Below are 21,076 nucleotides of genomic sequence, written 5' to 3' on the forward strand. Positions count from 1 at the left end.
CTCGGGCAGGCGAGGGCAGCGCCGCAGGCGCTGGGCGGCTCACCGCCGGTTGTTCTCCACCGCTGCCTTCAGGGCGGCCATGATCGACACCAGCTGGGCGTCCGCCTTGGCGCGCAGGTCGCGGGCCTGCAGCAGCAGTTGCCCCATGCGCGGATCGGCGGCCGCCTGGCCGACGCTGCGCACGAGTTCCTCGGCTTGGGCGGCCGCGTTCTCCGAGTCGCGCCACTCGTGCATGCGTCGTTCGAATTCGTCCCGGTTCAATGTGGCCACCTGCGCCGATGTTAATCGCATGTGAGCGCGCTGTGAGGCGGGACCAACCCCGGCCGTCCGGCTGGCCGGGTTGCGGCGGTGAACCCACCGCGCCATCATGACGCGATGGAACGAGCTCGCAAGCGCAACGCCGGCACGGCTCGCCTGCTGTGGATGGCGGGGTGCGCGCTGTGCCTGCTGTTCTGGGCCGCCGTGCTCTACTTGCTGGTGTTCCGCTAGCCCAGCCTTTCGAGCCCATCCGCAGCCATAATCGACGCATGCCGCCCTTGAGCAACGAAGAGCAGGAATTCATCAGCGATGTCATCGGCCAGGATGGGCCGCTGCAGTCCACGCCTGCCGGGAAGGTGGCCGATTTCCGCTCCTTGCCAAGCCCGGTCCCGCTGATCCGCCTGTACCGCACGCTCAATCGCCTCGCGGCCGGCACCGAGCTCACCGTCCTGACCACCGAGCGCGGCACCCTGGAGGAGTTCCAAGCCTTTGCACGAATGACAGGCCACGCGCTGCTGGAGCAACGCGAATCCGACGACGGCTACGTGCACGTGTTCCGCCGCCGTTGAGGCCAGCACGCGGCCTTCAGCGCTGCTGGTACTGGGTTTTCCCGAACAACACGTCGCGGGTCTTGTCGTCGGTCAGTGGGCGGCGCATCTCCGCCAGCACCTGCACGCCGCGCTGCACCGCGGGCCTGCTCTCGATGGCGTGGAACCAGCGCTCCAGGTGCGGATGGGTCGAGAGCTCCATGCCCTGGTTCTTCCAGTTGCGCAGCCAGGGCCAGGTGGCCATGTCCGCGATGGAGTACTCGGCGCCGCCCAGCCACGGGCTGGCGGCCAGCCGGCGGTCGATGACGCCATAGAGGCGGCGCGCCTCGTTGGTGTAGCGCTCGATGGCATAAGGCAGCTTCTCGGGCGCGTACTGCCGGAAGTGATGGTTCTGTCCCAGCATCGGACCGACGCCGCCCATCTGGAACATCAGCCACTGCAGCACCTCGTAGCGGCCGCGCACGTCCTCGGGCAGGAAGCGCCCGGTCTTTCCGGCCAGGTAGACCAGGATGGCACCCGATTCGAACAGCGAGATGGGCCGCCCGTCAGGGCCATCGGGGTCGGTGATGGCCGGGATCTTGTTGTTCGGGCTGATGGCCAGGAACTCGGCTGCGAACTGGTCGCCCGCACCGATGTTCACCGGGATGGCCTTGTACGGCAGGCCGCACTCCTCCAGCATGATGTGCACCTTGTGGCCATTGGGTGTGGGCCAGGTGTACACGTCGATCATCAGTAGCCTCCTTGCGCCTTTGCTTCGATAATGGAAGCACTTTAGGCCAAAGGCTCGCTCGATGTTCGACAAGCTCCGAAAGGCATTCGCACGGGATGGCGTGCCGGAGGCCCCGACCTCCAGCACGGCGCCGTCGACGGACATCGGCGCGCTGGGCCCGGTTTCCGAATGGGCCGCGACGCAGGGCCTCACCTTCTCGGGGCGCGTGGGCGGTGCCTCCTTCTCGCTCAAGGGCACGGTCGGCGGCAAGGTCTGGCGCATGGAGGTCGGGCGGCCGTCCCGCAAGTACGTCCAGGGCGAGGAGCTTCGGGGTCGCGCGGAACTCGGCACCAACCCCGACGTGGCGGTGCTGCTGATGAACCGGCCGCTCAAGGCGATGCTCGAGAAGCAGGCCTATTCGCTGTACACCGATGGCCTGCAGACCAGCCTCAACGCGACGCTGCCCGAGGAGATGCGCTGGCTGGCCGTCTACGAGGAAGTGGGCTGGGAGAGCGCGCCGCGCCTGTTCTGGGAGCGCTACTCGGTGCTGGCGGCCGACCGCGAGCATGCGCTGGCCTGGCTCGACTCCGCGTTGATCCGGCAGATGCTCGACTGGCCCGATCCGGCGCCCGCGCCCACGGTGCCCTTCATGCTGATGCTGCTGCGCGGCAAGTGCTACCTGCGCATGCAGCAGGGGGCGGGCGACGTGCCGACGCTGCAGCACGCCTCGCACATCTTCACCAGCGCCTGCGAGAGCGCGCTGGGGGCCTTCCGGCAGTGACCGTCAGCTGCCGCGGGTGACCGCGGCTTCGGCATCGCGGCCGTAGCTGCCGTACTTGCCGAGTTCCCACTTGGCGATCGCGTTGCGGTGCACCTCGTCCGGCCCGTCGGCGAAGCGCAACGTGCGCGCGCCGGCATACGCCGAAGCCAGCGGGAAATCGTCGCTGACGCCGCCGCCGCCGTGTGCCTGCATGGCCCAGTCGATCACTTGGCACGCCATGTTGGGCGCCACCACCTTGATCATCGCGATCTCGGTCCTGGCGACCTTGTTGCCGGCCATGTCCATCAGCCAGGCCGCCTTCAGCGTGAGCAGGCGGGCCATGTCGATCTTGCAGCGCGCCTCGGCGATGCGCTCCTGCGTCACGGTCTGCTGCGCCACGGACTTGCCGAAAGCCACACGGGCCAGCGACCGCCGGCACATCAGCTCCAGCGCACGTTCGGCCAGACCGATCAGCCGCATGCAGTGGTGAATGCGCCCGGTCCGAGGCGGCCCTGGGCGATCTCGAAGCCGCGACCTTCGCCGAGCAGCATGTTCGAAGCCGGCACGCGCACGTCCTCGAAGTACATCTCGACGTGGCCGTGCGGCGCGTCGTCGTAGCCGAACACGTTGAGCGGCCGCACGATGCGGATGCCCTTGGTCTCGGCGGGCACCAGGATCATGCTCTGCTGGGAGTGCCTCGGCGCCTCCGGGTCGGTCTTGCCCATGGTGATGAACACCTTGCAGCGCGGGTCACCCGCGCCGGAGATCCACCACTTGTGGCCGTTGATCACGTACTCGTCGCCCTGGCGCTCGATGCGGGTCGAGATGTTGGTGGCGTCGGACGAGGCCACCTCGGGCTCGGTCATTGCGAAGGCGGAACGGATCTCGCCTTCGAGCAGCGGCTTCAGCCAGCGCGCCTTGTTCTCCTCGGATCCGTAGCGCGCGATCGTCTCCATGTTTCCGGTGTCCGGCGCCGAGCAGTTGAACACCTCGCTGGACCACGGCACGCGGCCCATGATCTCGGCCAGCGGCGCGTATTCCTGGTTGGTGAGGCCCGCGCCCTTGTAGCCCGAGGCCGATGCGCTGTCGACCGGCAGGAACAGGTTCCACAGGCCCGCCGAGCGCGCCTTCGGCTTGAGGTCCTCGATGACCTGCAGCGGCGTCCAGCGCTTGCCCGCGGCCGTGTTGGCCTCGAGTTGCTGCTTGTAGGTCTTCTCGTTCGGATAGACGTGGTCATCCATGAACTTCAGGAGCCGGGCCTGCAGTTCGCGGGTCTTGGGGGAGTACTCGAAGTCCATGGAATGCCTCTCGATGAAAAAGGTGCGTCAGGCGCGCTGGGCGAATTGCCAGGCCAGCTGCGCCATGGGGCGGGCGCTGGCGCCGGAGGCCGCAGCCTGTGCGCTGGATGCCGTGCCGGCCTCCACCCGCTTGGCGATGCCTTGCAGGATGGCGGCGATGCGGAACATGTTGTAGGCCATGTAGAAGTTCCAGTCGGCCTTCAGGTCGGCCACTGTCGACAGGCCGGTGCGGTCGCAGTAGCGGCGGATGTAGTCGTCCTCGCTCGGGATGCCGAGCGATGCGAGGTCCAGGCCGCCGATGCCGCGGAAGGCGCCGTGCGGAATGTTCCAGGCCATGCAGTGGTAGCTGAAGTCGGCGAGCGGATGCCCCAGCGTGGACAGCTCCCAGTCGAGGACGGCGATGACGCGCGGCTCACTGCGGTCGAACATCAGGTTGTCCAGGCGGTAGTCGCCATGCACGATGGACACCTTGCTCTCGTCGCGCGCCGCCGGCGGGATGTGCGCGGGCAGCCATTCGACCAGTTTCTCCATCGCCTCGATCGGCTGGCTCATGGGACCGGCGCCATCGGTGGATGCCTTGTACTGCTTGCTCCAGCGGCCGATCTGGCGCTCGAAGTAGTTGCCAGGCTTGCCATAGCCGGAGAGGCCACGCGCCGCGAAATCGACGGTGTGCAACGCCGCGATCACACGGTTCATCTCGTCGTAGATCGCGCCGCGCTGCTCGCGCGAGAGGTCCGGCAGGGCCTGGTCCCAGAGGACGCGGCCCTGCATGAACTCCATGACGTAGAACGCGCGGCCGATCACCGACTCGTCCTCGCACAGGCAGTGCATGCGCGGCACCGGCACGTCGGTGCCTGCCAGGCCGGACATCACGGCGAACTCACGCTCGACAGCATGCGCGGACGGCAACAGCTTGGCCACCGGACCCGGCTTGGCACGCATCACGTAGCTGCCGCCCGGCGTGGTGAGCTTGTAGGTCGGATTGGACTGGCCGCCCTTGAACATCTCCACCGTCAGCGGGCCGCGAAAGCCCGGCATGTGCTTCTCCAGCCAGGCGGTGAGGGCTGCGGTGTCGAACGCGTGCTTGTCCGTGACGGGACGCGTGCCGACGAAGTGGTCGAAGTCGCTCATGGGGCCGGGCGCGTGGACGGTGTGGGGTGTGTGGAGAGATCGCGTCTCATGCGTTCTCCGTCTCGACGATGCGCATCAGCGCTTCGCGGTCGCGAACGATGAGGCCGGCCGGCTCGATGCGGATCACCTGTTCGCGCTCCATCGCCTTGAGCTCCTGGTTCACGCGCTGGCGCGAAGCGCCCAGCAATTGCGCGAGTTCTTCCTGCGCCAAGTGCAGGCCGATGCGCATCTCGCGACCGTCCGCCAGTTGCGGAACACCGTAGCTGCGCACCAGGTGCACCAGCTGCTTCGCGAGGCGCGCGCGCAGCGGCAGCGTGTTGAGGTCTTCGACCAGGCCGAACAGCTGGCGGATGCGGCGCGCGTGCAGCCTCAGCATGGCCTCGTACAGCTCGACGTGCGAGGCGAGGATCTTGCGGAAGTCGGCCTTGGCCACGCACAGGATCGTGGTGTCCCCATGCGCATACGCGTCGTGCGTGCGCCGGTCGCCGTCGAAGATCGCGACGTCGCCGAACCATATGCCCGGTTCGACGTAGGTCAGCGTGATCTGCTTGCCGGAGATGGACGTGGAGCTCACGCGCACCGCGCCGCGAGCGCACGCGATCCATTCCTCCGGCGGATCGCCGCGCGCGGCGATCAGCTCGCCGTCCTTGAAGCGTTTGACGTAGGCACATCGAAGAATGTCGTGGCGCAGGGCGGGCGACAGGGACGAGAACCAGCGGCCGCCATTGATCGCCTCGCGTTCCTCGATGGTAAGAATGGGCTCGTCCATGGGGTGTCTTGTCAGTGACTGGAGCGCGCGTGACGCGCTGCCGATTGTCGCGTGCGGGACGGCGACATCCGTCAGGGTTTCACCCCCGGTCACGCACGGATCAGTAGCGCGGCTTGTCTTTCGACAGGAACGCGGCGATCCCGATGCCTGCATTGCGGTGGTGCAGGTTGCGCACGAAGTGGTCGCGCTCGCTCGCCAGCTGGGAATGCAGCGGTGCGTCGACCGCTTCGTTGAGCAGCACCTTGACGCTCTCCAGCGCATTGGGGGCGCGATCGTTGAGTCGCTCGGCGAAGGCCAGCGCCTCCGCAAGCGCCGAGCCGCTGGCCACCACGCGATTGACGATGCCCAGCGCATGCAGCCGCTCGGCGCCGATGCGCTCGCCAGCCATTAGCAACTCGGTGGCCAGCTGGCGCGGCATGGCGCGCGCCAGCGACCACGTGGCTCCGCCGTCCGGGGACAGCGCGATGTTGGCGTAGGCCATGACGAACACGGCATCGGCCGCGGCGACGATCGCGTCACAGGCGAGGGCGAGGGAGAAGCCGGCGCCGGCGGCCGGTCCCTCGACCGCGGCGATGACGGGCTTCGGAAAATTTCGGATCGTCTCGATCCAGTCGTGCAGGCCCTCGATGCTCTGCGCCTGCACTTCGGGTGGCTGCTGCCGGTTGGCCTGCAGCCGCTGCAGGTTGCCGCCGGCGCAGAAGGTGCGGCCCTCACCGGTGATCACGACCGTGCGGATTTCCGCCTGGGTTGCGGCCACGTCCAGCGCCTCGATGCCCGCGGCGTAGATCTCCGGCCCGAGCGCATTGCGCAGTTCGGCGTTGCTGATGGTCAGCACCATCGTGCCGCCATGGGTGGTGCTCTTGAGTTCGGCCGGCATGCGATCAGTTCTCTTCCTGCAACAGCGACAAACCGATGGCGCCGCGGCGGCGGAGCCATGGGCTGGGGCGGTAGCGTGGGTCGCCGTAGACGGTCTGCATGTTGAAGAGCACTTCGAGCACGTTGGCCGGTCCCCACCGGTTGCCCATCGCGAGGGGCCCCATGGGGTAGCCGAGGCCGAGCGTGACGGCCGTCTCGAGGTCCTGCGGACTGCAGATGCGCTGCTGGCAGATGTCCGATGCGATGTTGACGATGGTGGCCACCACCCGCTGCGTGACGAAACCAGCCGAGTCGCGAATGACGCTGACCGCCTTGCCGTCGCGGGCGAACAGGGCATGGGCGGCGTCGCGCATGTCGGCCCGCGTGGCCGGGTTGGTGGCGAGCACGCGGCGCTTGGTCGCGGCATCTTCCACCAGCATGTCGATGCCGATCGTGCGTGCCGGATCGAGCCGCTCGACCACGGCGACAGTCGTCACGTCGAAGCCGAGCGGCGCGACCACGGCCAGTGCGGTGGAGGAGGGCGACTGGCCGGTCTCGATCTTCGCGCCGAGCGTCTTGAGCAGTTGGTACAACTCCTGCCGCCGTGCGGCGCGGGTCGAAACCCACACGGGCGGCAGTTCGTCGACTTGCGGTGCAGCGGTTTCGGCGGGCACCTGGGCCTTGCCGCCGTCATAGCGGTAGAAGCCTTCGCCGGACTTGCGCCCGACCATCCCCGCGGCCAGCCGCTGGGCCGTGATCACGCTGGGCCGGTAGCGCGGCTCGTCGTAGTACTGGCGGTAGATCGATTCCATCACCGGATGCGAGACATCCAGTGCAGTCAGATCCATGAGCTCGAACGGCCCCAGCTTGAATCCGGCCTGGTCCTTCAGGATGCGATCGATGGTGGCGAAGTCGGTGACGCCCTCGCCGACGATGCGAAGCGCCTCGGTGCCATAGCCGCGGCCGGCGTGGTTGACGATGAAGCCGGGCGTGTCCTGGGCCTGCACCGGCATGTGGCCCATCTGCCGTGCATAGGCCGACAGCGAATCGCAGACGGCCGGGTCGGTCTTGAGGCCGGCGATGACCTCGACGACCTTCATCAGCGGCACCGGATTGAAGAAGTGGTAGCCGGCACAGCGGCCGGGATGCTGCAGGCCGGCGGCAATTGCGGTGACCGACAGCGACGAGGTGTTCGTGGCCAGCACCGCGTCGGGTGCCACGATGGTCTCGAGCTGCGCGAACAATTGCTTCTTGACGTCCAGCCGTTCGACCACCGCTTCGACGACGAGACGGCAGTCAGCCAGTTGTGCCAGGGACGATGCAGGCACCAGGCGGGCCTTGCAGGCGTCGACCGCCGTCGTTTCCATGCGGCCCTTCTCGGCCAGCCGGTCCCATTGCGCGCCGATCTCCTGCAACGCGCGGTTTGCCGCGTCCGGCTGCGTGTCGAAGACCCGCACCCGCGAGCCGGCCTGCGCGGCGATCTGCGCGATCCCGCGGCCCATCGCGCCTGCGCCAACGACGCCAACGGTGTCGTACAGAGTGTTCATCGGCGAATTATCCGGCACCGAAACCTGTCAGACTCGACAGTGGCTGTGCAAGAATGGCACGGACCATGCAGCACCACTGGCCATCCCGATACGCAGCCTTGGCGGTCGCGGGTTGCTTGGTCCAGGCGTCCGGTCACGCCGCGACAGTGGGGCGGGCACAAGGTGCCGTGCTGATCGGCCGTCCCCTCGAGGTCACGGTTCCAGTGCAGCTGGAGGGTTCCGCGGACGCCGTGCCTGAGTGCGCGCAGGCAGAGGTGTTCTACGGCGACGCGAAGATCCCCGCCAGCACGGTCAACGCCGAGATGCAATTGGGGGCTGCCGGGCCTGTCGTGCGGGTCCGTTCCGGGGCCGTGATCAATGAGCCGGTGGTCACGGTCTACCTGCAGGTGGGATGCGGCAACAAGTTCACCCGCCGCCTGGTGCTGCTGGCCGAGCCGGATCCGACTGTCGACGTGCAGCGGCCTTTTCCCAGCGTCGCGGCGCCTGAGCGCTCAAAGCTTGCCGAAGCCGCGGTGAACGCAGCGCCGTCGAACCTGTCCATGCGCAGCGACGCGGCCGTGCCCGTGCCCGCGCTCGCAGCTCCCGCGCCGAAGCCGGCGCAGCCGCCTCGGCACAAGCGTGCATCGCCGACTACGGAGGCCCCCAGCAAGGCGGGTCGCGCTGCGTCGGGCGTGCCGGCCGCGCCGTCGAAGCAGGTCGCGAGCAGCCCGGTGCCTCCACAGGCTGCACCTACTGCACCGGCGAGCCGCGACCGGTTGACGCTCGATGTTCCCGTCGGCCCCGCGGAGCCCAGTCCACCTTCCGAGGAGGCGATTCGCCAGGCGGCCCGGCTGCAGGCGATCGAGCGCGACCTGCGCGACATGCGGCAGTTCCTGCAGCGCAGCGATGTGGCGATGCTGCGGCTGCAGACTCAGCTGGCGAAGGCAGAATCCGAGCGGTATGCCAATCCGCTGGTCTACGCCTTGGCTGCCCTGCTGGCCGTCATGGCCGCTCTCCTGGCGTACCTGTGGCGTCGGGCGGCTGTCGCGCGGGATGGCACTGCGGCGAATTGGTGGCACGCACCGAGCGGGGAGCGGTCCGGCCGCCGAGCCGTGCCGGCCAGCGTCGCGCATGTGGCCGGGTCACGAAACGACAAGACAGGCAAGGCAGCCGCCTCACCAGCGAACGCCACCGATTCGGGGGCGGAGGGAGACGCCGAAGGATTGGTTCCATCCGTGCCGCGTGTGCCGCCGGTGGCGTCGCGTACGGACGACTTCCAGACCAGCCAGGGCACCCGGGCGCTGAAGGCGGAAGAACTGCACGACGTCCAGCAGGAGGCGGATTTCTTCTCCTCGCTCGGCGAGTACGACCGTGCCATCGAGGTGCTGCGCGGACATATCCAGGCGCATCCGGAGACGAGTGCGGTCGCCTGGCTGGACCTGGTGGAGATCTACCACAAGCTCGGCCGCCGCGAGGAGTTCGACTGGGTGCGCCGCGAGTTCCAGCGCCGCTTCAATGCCGATGTCCCCACCTTCGACGAGTACAGCCAGGAGAGCGCCGGCATCGAAGCCTATGACAACGCCATGGCGCGCATCGCGGCCCTTTGGCCGGCGCGCCGCGTGCTGGACGTCATCGAGGAATCGATCTTCCGAGGGCCCAGCAAGGACGGCACGCAGGCGTTCAGCCTGCAGGCCTACCGGGAGCTCCTGCTGCTGCATCACATCGGACAGCAGGTGCTGGTGGGCAGCGCCACGCCGCCCTCGGTGTTCGGCGACGCGTCGCCGGCGAGCTCGCATGGCTTCTCGCACACCTCGATCCACCCGCTGTCCACCGGCCTTGCTGCACTCGACCAGCAGCCGGCGACGCAGATCTCCGATTCGCAGCCGGCCACGCTGATCCAGGACCAGCTACCCGACTTCGTCCTGGAGGACCTCGACCTCGACCTGAACCTGGACGAACCTGCTTTCACGCAGCAAGTCGCACCACGCAGCGCGCACTTGCTGGATTTCGACCTGCCCGACCTGATCCAGGCCGACTTGAGCAAGGTGGCCCGCGCCCGCGGCTAGCCCGTGCTGGCCTTCAGCGGCGCACCTGCAAGGCGGCAGGGTTGACCACGTTGGTGGGGTGCCCCTCGATGAAATTCACCACGTTGTCGAACGCCGCGCCGAAGTAGAGCTCGTAGCTTTCCTGCTCCACGTACCCGATGTGCGGCGTGCAGATGCAGTTCTCCATGCGGAGCAGGGCGTGCCCCTGCAGGATGGGCTCGCTCTCGAAGACGTCGACGGCGGCCATGCCGGGCCGCCCGCGGTTCAGGGCTGCCAGCAGGGCGTCGGGTTCGACCAGTTCGGCCCGGGAGGTGTTCACGAACAGCGACGTGGGACTCATGCGGCCCAGGTCCTCGAGCCGGACGATGCCTGCAGTCTCGGCGTTCAGGCGCAGGTGCAGGCTGAGCACATCGCTTTCGCTGAACAATTGCTCGCGGCTTTCCGCGGCGATGAATCCGTCCGCCTCGGCACGCGACCGCGAGCCTTCGCGGCCCCACACCAGCACCCGCATGCCGAACGCCCGGCCGTAGCCGGCCACGAGCTGGCCGATCTTGCCGTAGCCCCACAGGCCGAGCGTCTTGCCCTTGAGCACCATGCCGATGCCGAAGTTGGCGGGCATCGACCCCGACTTCATCCCCGACTGTTGCCAGCCACCGTGCTTGAGCGTCTGGATGTACTGCGGCAGCCGGCGCATGGAGGCCATGATCAGCGCCCATGTGAGTTCGGCTGGCGCCACCGGCGAGCCGACTCCTTCCGTGACCACGATGCCGCGCTCGGTGCACGCATCGATGTCGATATGCGCCCCCGCCTTGCCGGTCTGCGAGATCAGCTTCAGTCGTGGAAGCTTCTCGATCAGCTGGCGCGTGATGTGCGTGCGCTCGCGGATCAGCACGATGACGTCGGCGTCGCGAAGACGCACGGACAATTGGCCTATGCCCTTCACCGTGTTGGTGTAGACCTTCGCAGGATAGGCCTCGAGCCGGGCCGCGGCGCGCAGCTTGCGCACGGCATCCTGGTAGTCGTCGAGGATGACGATGTTCATGCCGCCGATTGTGCCCTGCGTCAGCCGCGGGGATGCCGGGTGGCTGCCGCTAGCATCTCGGCTTTCTGCAAGAACTCCCAGGAGACTTTTGATGGCGATCACGATGTCGTCGGCCAGCCTGCCGATCTTTCGCACCATGCTTGGCAATCTGAGCCACATCCTCGACAAGGCCGTGGCCCATGCGCAGGCCCGCAAGTTCGACCCCGCCGTGCTGACCTCGTACCGCCTAGCGCCGGACATGCTGCCGTTCACGCGGCAGATCCAGATCGCCTGCGATGCCGCCAAAAACGGCGTAGCCCGCATGGCTGGCATCGAGGCGCCCAAGTTCGAGGACACCGAGCAGACCTTCGAGGAATTGAAGGCACGGATCGCCAAGACGCTGGCCTGGCTGGAGACGGTGCCGGCCGAGAAGCTGGATGGCAACGAGACCAGGGAAATCACGTTCCCCGTGGGACGCGAAGCCACCCGGACCATGACGGCCGAGGCTTACCTGAAGCACTGGGCGCTGCCCAATTTCTTCTTCCATGTGAGCATGGCCTACGCCATCCTGCGTCACAACAGCGTGGAGCTCGGCAAGGCCGATTACCTGGCGGGCGCCGCCCGCTGACTGCTGGCTAGGCTGCCGCGGCTTCCAGCGCGGCCAGCCGGTCGAGTTCAGCGCAGACGTCTGCCATGCGGCCCGAGATGACCATGCGGCCGGCTGTACTGGAGGCGTGCCCCGCGTCGACGATGCGCAGGACCCGCAAGGTGCGACTGTCGTGGCGCACCGACGGCCATGCCACATGGCCATGGCCCGCTGCGGTATTCAGCCCGGTGCGCCGGGCCGAAGCGTCGGCCTCGGGCGCGCGAGATACATGCCGGCCGACGGTTTGCCAGAGTGCGCGAAGCGGCCGCAACAGGCCGGCAAGAGTGCACATCCATCCCATGTCTTTTCCTCCTGGAACCTTGCTTGGAACACAGGCGAGATTCAATGAAGCCGGACGGTGCAGGGTGCTGCCGCATGCTGCGCCAGACGCCCGCCACCTGCACCTCCGGTGACGTCACATGAGCATCGTGTTGCGGATCAGGCCGACGGCCAGTCCTTCGATCTCGAAAGGCTCACCGGGCTCCACCACGATGGTGGGGTAGTCGGGGTTTTCCGCATGCAGCTCGATCAGGTGCTTGTTGCGCCGGAAGCGCTTGACCGTGACCTCGTCGCCGAGCCGGGCGACGACGATCTGGCCATTCTTGGCGTCCTTGGTGGCCTGCACGGCGAGCAGGTCGCCGTCCATGATGCCGGCGTCGCGCATCGACATGCCGCGCACCTTGAGCAGGTAGTCGGGCTTGCGCTGGAACAGGCTGCTCTCGACGTAGTAGGTCTGGTCGACGTGTTCCTGCGCCAGGATGGGAGAGCCGGCAGCGACGCGCCCGACCAGGGGCAGGGCGAGTTGCGACAGGCTGGGAAGTGGCAGCGAAAACTGCTTGAAGCGCGACTCGTGAATGGATCGCAGCGCGTCGCCCTTGAGGCGAATGCCGCGCGAGGTGCCGCTGACCAGCTCGATGACGCCCTTGCGCGCCAGGGCCTGCAGGTGCTCCTCGGCGGCGTTGGCCGACTTGAATCCCAGTTCAGACGCGATCTCGGCGCGCGTAGGTGGTGCACCTGTGCGCGCAATTGCGGCCTGGATCAGGTCCAGAATCTGCTGCTGGCGCGCCGTGAGCTTGGGCGATTCGATCATGCGAGGGCTCCTTGGATGGATGCTGGTTGTCCATCCAGTGGCTGTATTTTTAACCAGCTCGTGAGAAAGTGCAAGTGGAAGAAGAAGAACGCGTCGTCGTGCTCGGAACAGGTGGAACGATCGCAGGCTCTGCGAGCTCGGCTGCCGACCACGTCGGCTACAAGGCGGGCCAGGTTCCCGTGCAGCAGCTGCTGACCGGTATCCCAGCGCTGGCGCACGTGTCACTCGTCGCGGAGCAAGTGGCGCAAGTCGACAGCAAGGACATGGGCCCCGCCGTGTGGCTGCCGCTGGCCCGACGCTGCCAGCATTGGCTGGCGCAGCCCCAGGTCACAGGCGTGGTGGTGACCCATGGAACGGACACTCTGGAGGAGACGGCTTACTTCCTGCATCGGGTCCTTGCGCCGGCCAAGCCGCTCGTGCTGACATGCGCGATGCGCCCGGCCACCGCGCTGTCGGCCGATGGTCCGCAGAACATCGCGGATGCGATCGCCGTGGTGCGCACCGCGGGAGCGCGAGGCGTCGTCGCCGTTTGCGCAGGTCGCGTTCACGCGGGTGTCGATGTCCGCAAGGTGCATCCGTACCGGCTCGATGCCTTCTCGTCGGGGGATGCGGGCGTGCTGGGGCATGTCGAAGATGGACGTCTGCGCCAGCTGCGCGACTGGCCGGCGCAGGGCGAGGTGGCCCTGCCCGTGGAGGCGCTGGACACCCGGCACGAGTGGCCGCACGTCGAGATCGTCCTGAGCCACTCCGGCGCGAGTGGACGCGCCGTGGAAGCGCTGGTGCGTGACGGCGTGCAGGGCCTGGTGGTGGCTGGCACCGGCAATGGCAGCGTCCATGCGGCGCTGGAAAGCGCGCTGGTGGCCGCGATGAAGCAAGGCGTTCAGGTTCTGCGCACCACCCGCTGCGCCGAGGGGGAGGTGGTCGGCCGCGACGCGGATCCGCTGCCCAAGACAACTCTCACGCCCGTGCAGGCGCGGATCGAGCTCCAGCTGCGATCGCTCGCGAGATGACGGACCAGTCGCTAGTCGCGCCGGTACGGCCCGTCCGTGCGTGCGAAGCCGCGATCGATCAGCTCGCGAGCGCCTGCAGCGCGCGCGCGGTGATTTCCTCGACGGTGCCCATCCCGCTGATCGCGCGGTATTTCGGCGCATTGGCCGGGTCGGACTTGGCCCAGCCGGCGTAGTAGTCGACCAAGGGGCGTGTCTGGGAGGCGTAGACCTCCAGCCGCTTCATCACAGTCGCTTCCTTGTCGTCCTCGCGCTGGATGAGCGGCTCGCCGGTGACGTCGTCGATACCGGGGACCTTGGGTGGATTGAATTTCACGTGGTACGTGCGTCCGGAGGCCACATGCGAGCGGCGGCCGCTCATGCGTTCGACGATCGCCTCGAACGGAACGTCGATTTCCAGAACGTAATCGAGCTTCACGCCCGCGTTCTTCATCGCGTCGGCCTGCGGAATAGTGCGGGGAAAGCCGTCGAAGAGGAAGCCGCGCGCGCAATCGGGTTGCGTGAGCCGCTCCTTGACCAGCCCGATGATGATCTCGTCGCTGACCAGGCCGCCCGAATCCATCACCTTCTTTGCCGCGACGCCCAGGGGCGTGCCGGCCTTGACCGCGGCACGGAGCATGTCACCGGTGGAGATCTGCGGGATGCCGTACTTCTGGCAAATGAAGGTGGCCTGCGTTCCTTTGCCCGCGCCTGGCGCGCCCAGCAAGATCAATCTCATGGTGTCCTCGGGATGGTTTTCGATGCGGGGGCGCTGCGGGCCCGCGTCATCTCGCGCCGGCCGTCGCGCTTATGCGCTTGAGGATAGCACGCAGCTCTTGCCGGACCTTACGTGTTGCCGCTGGCGAACAGCTGGCGCACGCGCTCCAGGTCTTCCGGTGTATCGACTCCCGGCGCCGGCGCGCTGAGGGCGACGTGCACGGCGATGCGATAGCCGTACCAGAGGGCGCGCATCTGCTCCAGCGCCTCGATGCGTTCGAGCGGCGCCTGTGCAAGAGTCGGGAAGTGGCGCAGGAATCCGCAGCGGTAGCTGTAGATGCCGATGTGCCGCAGCGGCGCGGGATCCGGGAGCGCATGAATGCCGTGCGCGAACCCATCGCGCCACCAGGGCAGCGGTGCGCGGCTGAAGGTCAGAGCGAGCCCGGCCGCGTCCGTCACCACCTTGACCACGTTCGGGTTGGTGAACTCTGGCACTTCGCCGATAGGGTGGGCAGCGGTGCCCATCGCGGCATCGTCTCGTCGCTCGAGCAGGGCTGCGACCTGGTCAATGAGGCTGGGCGCGATCAGCGGCTCGTCCCCCTGGACATTCACCACCACCTCCGTGTCGGACAGACCGAGCAGGCTGCTCGCCTCGGCAAGGCGATCGGTGCCGGAAGGATGGTCCGACGCGGTCATCACCGCATCGACGCCGTGCGCGCGGCACGCGTCCAGGATCGAAGGATCGTCTGCAGCCACGACCACGCGCTCGGCGGCGGAGAGGCGAGCACGTTCTGCCACCCGAACGACCATGGGACGGCCCGCGATGTCGGCGAGCGGCTTGTCCGGCAGTCGTGTCGATGCGAGCCGGGCAGGGATGAGGACGGTGAATCCCACTAGACCAGCGGCGTTCGTGCGGGGAGGCGCTCGAGTTCGTCGTCGCTGAGCGTCCGCGCTTCCTCCTCGAGCAGCACCGGGATGCCGTCGCGGACGGGGTACGCGAGGCGCGCGCTGCGGGAGATGAGTTCCTGGCGGCTGCGGTCGTAGTCCAGGTGGCCCTTGGTGACGGGGCACACGAGCAGCTCAAGCAGCTTGGGATCCATGCGGCGATGATAGCTTTGCCGTCAGCAGCGCATCGAGGCTTTCGAAGAAGCCGGCCTCGATCTCGACGGAAAGCGGAACGGCCCAGGCCTCCGGATGCGACTTCCACAGCTTGGCGGCATCCTTCTCCGTGCAGAGGAGCGGGAGGCCCGCGGGCATCGGCGGCAGCGGGGCCGAATAATCATGGTGGTCAGGGAGTGCAATCGTCGCGGCAAGCGCGATGCCCTCGCGGCGGAGCATCTCGAAGAACGCCTCTGGCCGGGCGATTCCGGCGACGGCGGCGCAACGCTGGCCTGCCAACGTCCTGAGAGTGAGGCGCGCGCCGTCGCCCCGTGCTGCCTCCGTGGCCAGATGCCGCTTGATGACGAAGCCTCCAATGTCCGGGGTGCACTCGGTGCGGATGACAAGGTCCGCCGGGCGCGGCCAGGGCTCGCGCAGTGGACCGGACGGAAGCAGCCAGCCATTGCCGACGCCACGATCATCGAAGACCACGATCTCCACGTCGCGCGCGAGCGCATGGTGCTGCAGCCCGTCGTCGCTGAGCACGACGCGCACCTCAGGGTGCCGGGCCAGGAGAGCGTGCACCGCGGCGGGCCGGCGCTGGGCCACGACCACAGGGACTCCGACCTGCGAGGCGATCAGGAGTGGTTCGTCGCCCACCTGGGCCGGATCGCTGCCTGGCAAGACCTCGAGGCAATCGTCTCCCCGTCGCCCGTGCCCTCGCGAGACGACGCCACACGGAATGCCGCGGTCCAGCAGGTGACGCGCGATTGCCATCACGACAGGCGTCTTTCCCGCTCCGCCTGCAATGACGTTGCCGATCACCACCACCGGGATAGGCAAGGACTCTGCGCGCAGCCAGCCCTGCCGATAGAGGCTGCGCCGCGCTCCGGAGAGAAGAGCGTAGATGACTGTGAGCGGGAGGAGGAGCCAGGCAAGCGGGCCGCGGCGCAGCCAAGCCGCCTGGAGGGCTGCGCGCACGCGCACTCAGTGGGCCGCGGCTTGCGCGGACGACTGGGCGGCGAAGGTGACCTGGTTCAGACCGGCGCGACGCGCTGCTTCCAGCACGGTGATCACGGACTGGTGGGGAGCGGTTGCATCGGCGCTGACGATCACGACACTGTCCTTGCCGGCCTTGGCGGCATCGGTCATGGCCATGGACAGCACCTCGGGAGTGCGACCGACGACTGCCTGCTTGTTGACGCTGTAGCGGCCATCGCTGCTGACCGCGACCACCAACTCCCGCGGGTAGTCGCGCTGGGCATCCGCATCTGCCACCGGCAATCGCAGTTGCAGCTCGGTGAACTTGCTATAGGTGGTGGACAGCATCAGGAAAATGAGCACCACCAGCAGGACGTCGATGAACGGGATCAGGTTGATCTCGGGCTCTTCACGCGATTGGCTGCGGAAGTTCATGCAGGGACTCCTGTGGCACCGATCAGGCGCGGCGAAGCGAGTTCAGATGGCGCACGAATCGTTCGGACGAGAGCTCGAGGGTGAGCAGGTACGTGTCGACGCGGGCGCGGAAGTAGCGCCAGAAGATGAGCGCCGGAATGGCCACCACGAGTCCGAATGCGGTGTTGTAGAGGGCCACGGAAATGCCGTGCGCGAGCTGCGCAGGATTGGCTGCTGCACCGGTCGTGGGCGATTGCGCGCCGAAGATCTCGATCATGCCGATCACCGTGCCGAGCAGGCCCAGCAGCGGTGCGGCAGAGGCAATGGTTGCAAGCGCACTCAGGTACCGCTCCAGGCGGTGCGCGACGGCACGCCCGGCACCCTCCATGCTGGAGCGCAGGTCTGCCTCGGTGCAACGTGGGTTGCTGTTCATCGCGCGAAAACCGCTCGCCAGCACCTCGCCCAAGGCGGAGTTCTGTTCGAGCTGGGTCACCACGTCGGGACCGGGAACGCCGCTGCGCGAGACGGCCAGGGCCTCGTCCAACAGCTTGGGGGGCGCGACACGGGAGCTCTTCAGGCTCAGGAAGCGCTCGATGATGAGGGCCAGCGCCAGGATGGAGCAGGCAACCAGGGGCCAGATCGGCCAGCCTGCGGCTTGTATGATCGACAGCAAGAGGGGCTCCGCCACGGAAAAAAGCTGAACTGCACGCGATTATGAGCGAGCTGGACAGCTGTAGGACCAAACGCCGCGCGCGTAGGACCTGACTCACAAAAGTTGTGGACAACTTTGTGCAGAAACACCACGCCGCGCCGTCCCGGCCCGCGCCAATCCTGCATCGTGTCAAAACGATGACATTTTCAGCAGCATTTTCTTCTTTGAAATCAACGGCTTGCACGACAGGCCCGTGCTTTTTGCCAAAGGCCCGGTCCATGCGAGCGGGCTGCGCCGCGCTGTGGATGAATCGTCCTCCGATTTGCGGTCCCACGCCGCCGGGACTATGATGGTGGGCAGTCCTGAAGCAGTGCCGGCGCCCCGAATCTGGCAAGTCGGGGCGCTATGCCGCGCCGTTGCTGATCTCCTGGATGCGCGACTCAATCCCGTCGCGGTTCGCGGGGAGGTTTCCGGTCTCTCGCGCGCATCCAGCGGCCACCTGTACTTCAACCTCAAGGATCCCAACGGGCAGTTGCGATGCGCCATGTTCCGGCGCGCGGCTGCGCTGCTGGATGGGCTGCCTTCGGACGGCGATCTCGTCGAAGTCCAAGGGCGTCTTGCCATCTACGAGCCACGTGGCGATCTGCAGCTCATTGTCGAGTCGCTGACGCGCGCGGGGCAGGGGGCGTGGTACGAGCGCTTCCTGCGCGTCAAGGCTCGCCTGGAACAGGAGGGTTTGTTCGACGAGCAGCGAAAGCGGCTGCTGCCTGTCATGCCGTGCGGCATCGAGCCTGGTCACGTCGCCGGCGGCCGCAGCGTTGCATGACGTAGCCACGGCATTGCGCAGGCGCGTGCCGCACCTGCCTGTCGTGTTCGCGCCGGCGTCGGTGCAGGGCGCGCAGGCTGTTCCAGAGCTCGTGCAGGCTCTCGAAGCGCTTTATCGCATTGCCGAGCAAGGCGCCATCGACGTCATCCTGCTGGTGCGCGGCGGCGGCTCGATCGAGGATCTCTGGTCATTCAACGAGGAAGCGGTGGCGCGTGCGATCGTGCGCAGTCCCGTTCCGGTGGTCTGCGGCGTGGGGCACGAGACGGACGTGACCATCGCCGATTTCTGCGCCGACCTCCGAGCCCCCACGCCGACTGCGGCCGCGGAATTGGTGGCCCAGCCTCGGTCGGACATGCTGCAGCGCCTGCAAGGCTGGCAGGGGCGCCTGCAGGAAGCCGTTGCGCGCCGGGTCGATGCAGCATCTCAGCGGCTGGACATCGCGACGGCACGTGTGGGACGCCCTTCGGCCCGCCTGGCGCAACAGCATCGGGCCATTGCGCAGCTGGAGGACAGGCTGCGTCATGCGCTCGTGTTGCGCATCGAGCGCGCACGTGCGCGGATCGCTGCACTCACGACCGACCGGCGCACGGCGCACGTGCACGCGGTGCAGCGGTCCGGCGAACGATTGCACAGGGTCGCGTTGAGGCTGCAGTTGCTGGACCCGCGGCTGGTGCTGCAGCGCGGCTACGCCCTGCTCACTGACGACGGGGGCCATGTGATCTCACAAGCGGGGCAGGTGAGTGCAGGGCAGAGCGTCCGCGCGACGCTCGCCGAAGGAGAGCTGGACCTGACGGTGGCCCGCCCGCGTCTTCTGTAGGGCCGGCATTCGTGCCTAGAATCGACGGCTTCGAACCCTCACCCCAATACCAACTCTCGAGGACCACCATGGAACACACCCTGCCTCCGCTCCCGTACCCCATCGACTCGCTGGCACCGAACTATTCCAAGGAGACCCTCGAGTACCACCATGGCAAGCACCACAACGCGTATGTGGTGAACCTGAACAACCTCCAGAAGGGCACCGAGTACGAGAACATGACGCTCGAGGAGATCATCAAGAAGTCCTCCGGTGGCATCTACAACAATTCGGCCCAGATCTGGAACCACACCTTCTTCTGGAACTGCATGAAGCCGGGCGGCGGCGGCGAGCCGACGGGCGCGCTCGCGCAGGCGATCCAGAAGAAGTGGGGCAGCTATGCGGCGTTTCGCGAAGCCTTCGTGAAATCGGCAGTCGGCAATTTCGGCTCGGGCTGGACCTGGCTGGTCAAGAAGGCCGACGGCAGCGTCGACATCGTCAACACGGGTGCAGCCGGCACGCCCCTGACCACCCCCGACAAGGCGATCCTCACCGTGGATGTCTGGGAGCACGCGTACTACATCGACTACCGCAACCTGCGGCAGAAGTTCGTTGAGACGTTCCTGGACAAGCTCGTGAACTGGGACTTCGCCCAGAAGAATTTCGCGTGACGCGGTCGCACCGCTGAAAAGAAGAGGGCCCGCGATGCGGACCTTCTCGTTTGGCTGCGAGCCTTCAGTGGAACGGTTCGCCCGTGAGCTTCGTTCCGGCCCTGATTCCCCGCTTGGTGAACCATCCCTGGTTCATCTCCAGCACGAAGCGCACCGGCCGCGTGGAGCAGTGCGAATCGATTGTCTGTGGCTTCATGTCGGCCAGATTGACGATCTCCCCATCGTCCGCGATGAAGGCCGCGGTGAGCGGCAGGATCGTGTTCTTCATCCAGAAGCACTGCACGCCGGGCTGCTCGAAGGCGAACAGCATGCCTTCGTGCTGTGGCATCTGCTTGCGGTACATCAGGCCGATCTCGCGCTGGTCGGGCGACTGCGCGACCTGGGCGTCGATCTGGTGCATGCCGGCGGAGAGGCGCACGTGCGGAAGATCCGTCTGCGGCTCCTGCGCGAAGGAGGAGCCGAGAGTCGCTGTGAGGGCAAGGCCGAGGAGCAGGTGTCGCATGCGGCGATTGTGAGACGCAAACAAAAATGCCCGCTGGCGCGGGCATTCGTGGGAAGCAGGCCGGATCAGGAAGCCTTCTTCTCTTCGGCAGCGGCCTTCTTGGACTTCTTCGACGACTTCTTGGCCACCTTCTTGGTGCTCTTCTCGGCCTTGGCTTCCGACTTGGCGGCGGGGGCCGAAGCAGCGGCGGTGGCAGGGGTGGCCTGCGCGAACACGGCGGCGGAGAACACGGTGGCGATCAGGGCGGCGAGCAGCTTGTTCATGGCATCAATCCTCGTTGGGAACATTCTGGGAGACCAGTCCTCCCAGAACATCCGGAAGGCCCATCCGTAACGGGGCGCCGCGTTGTCCGGTTGACATGGCCGGGTGCGATGCAGGAGGACGCACCAGCCCCAAAACGAAAATGCCCGCCAGAGGCGGGCATCGTGCCGTGAGGGCGCCAGGAATTACTTCTTGGCTTCGTCCTTCTTGGCCTCTTCCTTCTTCTCGACCTTGGCGACCTTCTTGTCAGCCTTGGCGGTCTTCTTCTCGGCCTTCGCGTCGGCCTTGGCTTCCTTCTTTTCGGCCTTGGCTTCGGCCTTGGCTTCCTTCTTCTCGGCCTTGGCTTCAGCCTTGGCAGCAGCCTTCGGGGCCGATGCGGTGGCGGCCGGGGCAGCGGTCTGGGCGAACGAAGCGGCGGCGAAGAAGGTGGCCACCAGGGCGGCGAGCAGCTTGGTCATTCTTGGTTCCTTTGAATTGATGGTTTCCAAAACACCTCCCGTCCCGGGAAGCCATTCC

At 67.0% G+C, this 21,076-nt stretch carries 24 protein-coding genes and 2 pseudogenes; 7 read left to right on the plus strand and 19 right to left on the minus strand.

What is annotated here, in order from left to right; all coding sequences use genetic code 11:
- Positions 1 to 39: 39 nt before the first annotated feature.
- Positions 40 to 270, minus strand: a complete 231-nt coding sequence (locus ACPWT1_RS15675) for a hypothetical protein (protein ID WP_427912077.1) — start codon at positions 268 to 270, stop codon at positions 40 to 42.
- A gap of 257 nt (positions 271 to 527) precedes the next feature.
- Between ACPWT1_RS15675 and ACPWT1_RS15680 the strand changes: the two genes are divergently transcribed.
- Entirely contained in the window at positions 528 to 827 is a 300-nt protein-coding gene (locus tag ACPWT1_RS15680; RefSeq protein ID WP_427912078.1) for a sulfurtransferase TusA family protein, read from the plus strand.
- A gap of 16 nt (positions 828 to 843) precedes the next feature.
- Here ACPWT1_RS15680 and ACPWT1_RS15685 read toward each other — a convergent pair whose 3' ends face one another.
- A complete protein-coding gene (locus ACPWT1_RS15685; RefSeq protein WP_427912079.1) occupies positions 844 to 1,536 on the minus strand; it encodes a glutathione S-transferase N-terminal domain-containing protein in 693 nt (230 codons plus the stop codon).
- A gap of 61 nt (positions 1,537 to 1,597) precedes the next feature.
- Here ACPWT1_RS15685 and ACPWT1_RS15690 point away from each other — a divergent pair, with 61 nt between their 5' ends.
- Complete coding sequence (locus ACPWT1_RS15690; RefSeq protein WP_427912080.1) at positions 1,598 to 2,296, plus strand: hypothetical protein; 699 nt, start codon at positions 1,598 to 1,600, stop codon at positions 2,294 to 2,296.
- A 3-nt stretch (positions 2,297 to 2,299) separates the two neighbouring features.
- Here the strand turns inward: ACPWT1_RS15690 and ACPWT1_RS15695 are convergent.
- The 5 genes and pseudogenes from ACPWT1_RS15695 to ACPWT1_RS15715 all read right to left on the minus strand — a co-directional run bounded on the left by ACPWT1_RS15695 (position 2,300) and on the right by ACPWT1_RS15715 (position 7,875).
- Positions 2,300 to 3,573, minus strand: a pseudogene (locus ACPWT1_RS15695) (acyl-CoA dehydrogenase family protein).
- Between the two features lie 27 nt (positions 3,574 to 3,600).
- On the minus strand, positions 3,601 to 4,704 hold the full coding sequence (locus ACPWT1_RS15700) for a phosphotransferase (RefSeq protein WP_427912081.1): 1,104 nt from the start codon (positions 4,702 to 4,704) through the stop codon (positions 3,601 to 3,603).
- Between the two features lie 46 nt (positions 4,705 to 4,750).
- Positions 4,751 to 5,473 (minus strand): Crp/Fnr family transcriptional regulator, encoded by a 723-nt coding sequence (locus ACPWT1_RS15705; RefSeq protein WP_427912082.1) that lies wholly within the window; start codon positions 5,471 to 5,473, stop codon positions 4,751 to 4,753.
- 100 nt (positions 5,474 to 5,573) lie between these two features.
- A complete protein-coding gene (locus ACPWT1_RS15710) occupies positions 5,574 to 6,350 on the minus strand; it encodes an oxepin-CoA hydrolase, alternative type (protein ID WP_427912083.1) in 777 nt (258 codons plus the stop codon).
- A gap of 4 nt (positions 6,351 to 6,354) precedes the next feature.
- On the minus strand, positions 6,355 to 7,875 hold the full coding sequence (locus tag ACPWT1_RS15715) for a 3-hydroxyacyl-CoA dehydrogenase (protein ID WP_427912084.1): 1,521 nt from the start codon (positions 7,873 to 7,875) through the stop codon (positions 6,355 to 6,357).
- Positions 7,876 to 8,042: 167 nt separating this feature from the next.
- Between ACPWT1_RS15715 and ACPWT1_RS15720 the strand changes: the two genes are divergently transcribed.
- On the plus strand, positions 8,043 to 9,920 hold the full coding sequence (locus tag ACPWT1_RS15720) for a type IV pilus assembly protein FimV (protein WP_427912085.1): 1,878 nt from the start codon (positions 8,043 to 8,045) through the stop codon (positions 9,918 to 9,920).
- A gap of 13 nt (positions 9,921 to 9,933) precedes the next feature.
- Here ACPWT1_RS15720 and ACPWT1_RS15725 read toward each other — a convergent pair whose 3' ends face one another.
- The gene (locus ACPWT1_RS15725; protein ID WP_427912086.1) at positions 9,934 to 10,941 is read right to left on the minus strand and encodes a D-2-hydroxyacid dehydrogenase family protein; all 1,008 of its coding nucleotides are present in this window, start codon (positions 10,939 to 10,941) and stop codon (positions 9,934 to 9,936) included.
- 91 nt (positions 10,942 to 11,032) lie between these two features.
- Here ACPWT1_RS15725 and ACPWT1_RS15730 point away from each other — a divergent pair, with 91 nt between their 5' ends.
- The gene (locus tag ACPWT1_RS15730; RefSeq protein WP_427912087.1) at positions 11,033 to 11,548 is read left to right on the plus strand and encodes a DUF1993 domain-containing protein; all 516 of its coding nucleotides are present in this window, start codon (positions 11,033 to 11,035) and stop codon (positions 11,546 to 11,548) included.
- Positions 11,549 to 11,555: 7 nt separating this feature from the next.
- Here the strand turns inward: ACPWT1_RS15730 and ACPWT1_RS15735 are convergent, their stop codons facing one another.
- Both ACPWT1_RS15735 and lexA read right to left on the minus strand, forming a co-directional pair.
- Positions 11,556 to 11,867 carry a hypothetical protein gene (locus ACPWT1_RS15735; RefSeq protein ID WP_427912088.1) on the minus strand — a complete coding sequence of 104 codons (312 nt, stop codon included), beginning with the start codon at positions 11,865 to 11,867 and terminating at the stop codon, positions 11,556 to 11,558.
- Between the two features lie 114 nt (positions 11,868 to 11,981).
- Positions 11,982 to 12,656 (minus strand): transcriptional repressor LexA, encoded by a 675-nt coding sequence (lexA, locus tag ACPWT1_RS15740; RefSeq protein WP_427912089.1) that lies wholly within the window; start codon positions 12,654 to 12,656, stop codon positions 11,982 to 11,984.
- Positions 12,657 to 12,724: 68 nt separating this feature from the next.
- On the opposite strand from lexA, the gene ACPWT1_RS15745 reads away from it, so the two are divergent.
- Entirely contained in the window at positions 12,725 to 13,666 is a 942-nt protein-coding gene (locus ACPWT1_RS15745; RefSeq protein WP_427912090.1) for an asparaginase, read from the plus strand.
- A 58-nt stretch (positions 13,667 to 13,724) separates the two neighbouring features.
- Here the strand turns inward: ACPWT1_RS15745 and adk are convergent, their stop codons facing one another.
- From adk to ACPWT1_RS15775, 6 genes are all read right to left on the minus strand, one after another.
- Positions 13,725 to 14,381, minus strand: a complete 657-nt coding sequence (gene adk, locus ACPWT1_RS15750) for an adenylate kinase (protein ID WP_427912091.1) — start codon at positions 14,379 to 14,381, stop codon at positions 13,725 to 13,727.
- 107 nt (positions 14,382 to 14,488) lie between these two features.
- Positions 14,489 to 15,253: a 3-deoxy-manno-octulosonate cytidylyltransferase gene (gene kdsB / locus ACPWT1_RS15755; RefSeq protein WP_427912092.1), complete on the minus strand. Its 765-nt coding sequence runs from the start codon at positions 15,251 to 15,253 to the stop codon at positions 14,489 to 14,491.
- Entirely contained in the window at positions 15,253 to 15,459 is a 207-nt protein-coding gene (locus tag ACPWT1_RS15760; RefSeq protein ID WP_427912093.1) for a Trm112 family protein, read from the minus strand. Before ACPWT1_RS15760 ends, kdsB begins: the two co-directional genes overlap by 1 nt.
- Complete coding sequence (lpxK, locus tag ACPWT1_RS15765) at positions 15,440 to 16,444, minus strand: tetraacyldisaccharide 4'-kinase (RefSeq protein WP_427912094.1); 1,005 nt, start codon at positions 16,442 to 16,444, stop codon at positions 15,440 to 15,442. Before lpxK ends, ACPWT1_RS15760 begins: the two co-directional genes overlap by 20 nt.
- The gene (locus tag ACPWT1_RS15770; RefSeq protein ID WP_427912095.1) at positions 16,445 to 16,873 is read right to left on the minus strand and encodes an ExbD/TolR family protein; all 429 of its coding nucleotides are present in this window, start codon (positions 16,871 to 16,873) and stop codon (positions 16,445 to 16,447) included.
- A gap of 22 nt (positions 16,874 to 16,895) precedes the next feature.
- Positions 16,896 to 17,525: a MotA/TolQ/ExbB proton channel family protein gene (locus ACPWT1_RS15775; protein WP_427912096.1), complete on the minus strand. Its 630-nt coding sequence runs from the start codon at positions 17,523 to 17,525 to the stop codon at positions 16,896 to 16,898.
- 325 nt (positions 17,526 to 17,850) lie between these two features.
- Here ACPWT1_RS15775 and xseA point away from each other — a divergent pair.
- Together xseA and ACPWT1_RS15785 are read left to right on the plus strand one after the other, a co-directional pair.
- Positions 17,851 to 19,147 (plus strand): annotated as a pseudogene (gene xseA, locus ACPWT1_RS15780) (exodeoxyribonuclease VII large subunit).
- Positions 19,148 to 19,215: 68 nt separating this feature from the next.
- On the plus strand, positions 19,216 to 19,797 hold the full coding sequence (locus ACPWT1_RS15785) for a superoxide dismutase (protein WP_427912097.1): 582 nt from the start codon (positions 19,216 to 19,218) through the stop codon (positions 19,795 to 19,797).
- Positions 19,798 to 19,861: 64 nt separating this feature from the next.
- Here the strand turns inward: ACPWT1_RS15785 and ACPWT1_RS15790 are convergent, their stop codons facing one another.
- The 3 genes from ACPWT1_RS15790 to ACPWT1_RS15800 all read right to left on the minus strand — a co-directional run bounded on the left by ACPWT1_RS15790 (position 19,862) and on the right by ACPWT1_RS15800 (position 21,018).
- Positions 19,862 to 20,299 carry a DUF192 domain-containing protein gene (locus ACPWT1_RS15790; RefSeq protein WP_427912098.1) on the minus strand — a complete coding sequence of 146 codons (438 nt, stop codon included), beginning with the start codon at positions 20,297 to 20,299 and terminating at the stop codon, positions 19,862 to 19,864.
- Positions 20,300 to 20,364: 65 nt separating this feature from the next.
- Positions 20,365 to 20,562: a hypothetical protein gene (locus tag ACPWT1_RS15795; protein ID WP_427912099.1), complete on the minus strand. Its 198-nt coding sequence runs from the start codon at positions 20,560 to 20,562 to the stop codon at positions 20,365 to 20,367.
- Positions 20,563 to 20,745: 183 nt separating this feature from the next.
- Positions 20,746 to 21,018 (minus strand): hypothetical protein, encoded by a 273-nt coding sequence (locus tag ACPWT1_RS15800; protein WP_427912100.1) that lies wholly within the window; start codon positions 21,016 to 21,018, stop codon positions 20,746 to 20,748.
- Positions 21,019 to 21,076 lie beyond the last annotated feature (58 nt).

The organism is Ramlibacter sp. MMS24-I3-19 (genome assembly GCF_050320135.1).
In the GTDB taxonomy this organism is placed as follows: Bacteria; Pseudomonadota; Gammaproteobacteria; order Burkholderiales; family Burkholderiaceae_C; genus Ramlibacter.

Coding starts and splice junctions, on each gene's coding strand:
- ACPWT1_RS15730 (WP_427912087.1), top strand. CDS start 11,033: ATGGCGATCACGATGTCGTCGGCCAGCCTGCCGATCTTTCGCACCATG.
- ACPWT1_RS15680 (WP_427912078.1), top strand. CDS start 528: ATGCCGCCCTTGAGCAACGAAGAGCAGGAATTCATCAGCGATGTCATC.
- ACPWT1_RS15790 (WP_427912098.1), bottom strand. CDS start 20,299: ATGCGACACCTGCTCCTCGGCCTTGCCCTCACAGCGACTCTCGGCTCC.
- ACPWT1_RS15800 (WP_427912100.1), bottom strand. CDS start 21,018: ATGACCAAGCTGCTCGCCGCCCTGGTGGCCACCTTCTTCGCCGCCGCT.
- ACPWT1_RS15705 (WP_427912082.1), bottom strand. CDS start 5,473: ATGGACGAGCCCATTCTTACCATCGAGGAACGCGAGGCGATCAATGGC.
- ACPWT1_RS15690 (WP_427912080.1), top strand. CDS start 1,598: ATGTTCGACAAGCTCCGAAAGGCATTCGCACGGGATGGCGTGCCGGAG.
- ACPWT1_RS15700 (WP_427912081.1), bottom strand. CDS start 4,704: ATGAGCGACTTCGACCACTTCGTCGGCACGCGTCCCGTCACGGACAAG.
- ACPWT1_RS15715 (WP_427912084.1), bottom strand. CDS start 7,875: ATGAACACTCTGTACGACACCGTTGGCGTCGTTGGCGCAGGCGCGATG.
- lexA (WP_427912089.1), bottom strand. CDS start 12,656: ATGATCGAATCGCCCAAGCTCACGGCGCGCCAGCAGCAGATTCTGGAC.
- ACPWT1_RS15795 (WP_427912099.1), bottom strand. CDS start 20,562: ATGAACAAGCTGCTCGCCGCCCTGATCGCCACCGTGTTCTCCGCCGCC.
- ACPWT1_RS15710 (WP_427912083.1), bottom strand. CDS start 6,350: ATGCCGGCCGAACTCAAGAGCACCACCCATGGCGGCACGATGGTGCTG.
- ACPWT1_RS15685 (WP_427912079.1), bottom strand. CDS start 1,536: ATGATCGACGTGTACACCTGGCCCACACCCAATGGCCACAAGGTGCAC.
- ACPWT1_RS15725 (WP_427912086.1), bottom strand. CDS start 10,941: ATGAACATCGTCATCCTCGACGACTACCAGGATGCCGTGCGCAAGCTG.
- adk (WP_427912091.1), bottom strand. CDS start 14,381: ATGAGATTGATCTTGCTGGGCGCGCCAGGCGCGGGCAAAGGAACGCAG.
- ACPWT1_RS15785 (WP_427912097.1), top strand. CDS start 19,216: ATGGAACACACCCTGCCTCCGCTCCCGTACCCCATCGACTCGCTGGCA.
- ACPWT1_RS15760 (WP_427912093.1), bottom strand. CDS start 15,459: ATGGATCCCAAGCTGCTTGAGCTGCTCGTGTGCCCCGTCACCAAGGGC.
- ACPWT1_RS15770 (WP_427912095.1), bottom strand. CDS start 16,873: ATGAACTTCCGCAGCCAATCGCGTGAAGAGCCCGAGATCAACCTGATC.
- ACPWT1_RS15735 (WP_427912088.1), bottom strand. CDS start 11,867: ATGGGATGGATGTGCACTCTTGCCGGCCTGTTGCGGCCGCTTCGCGCA.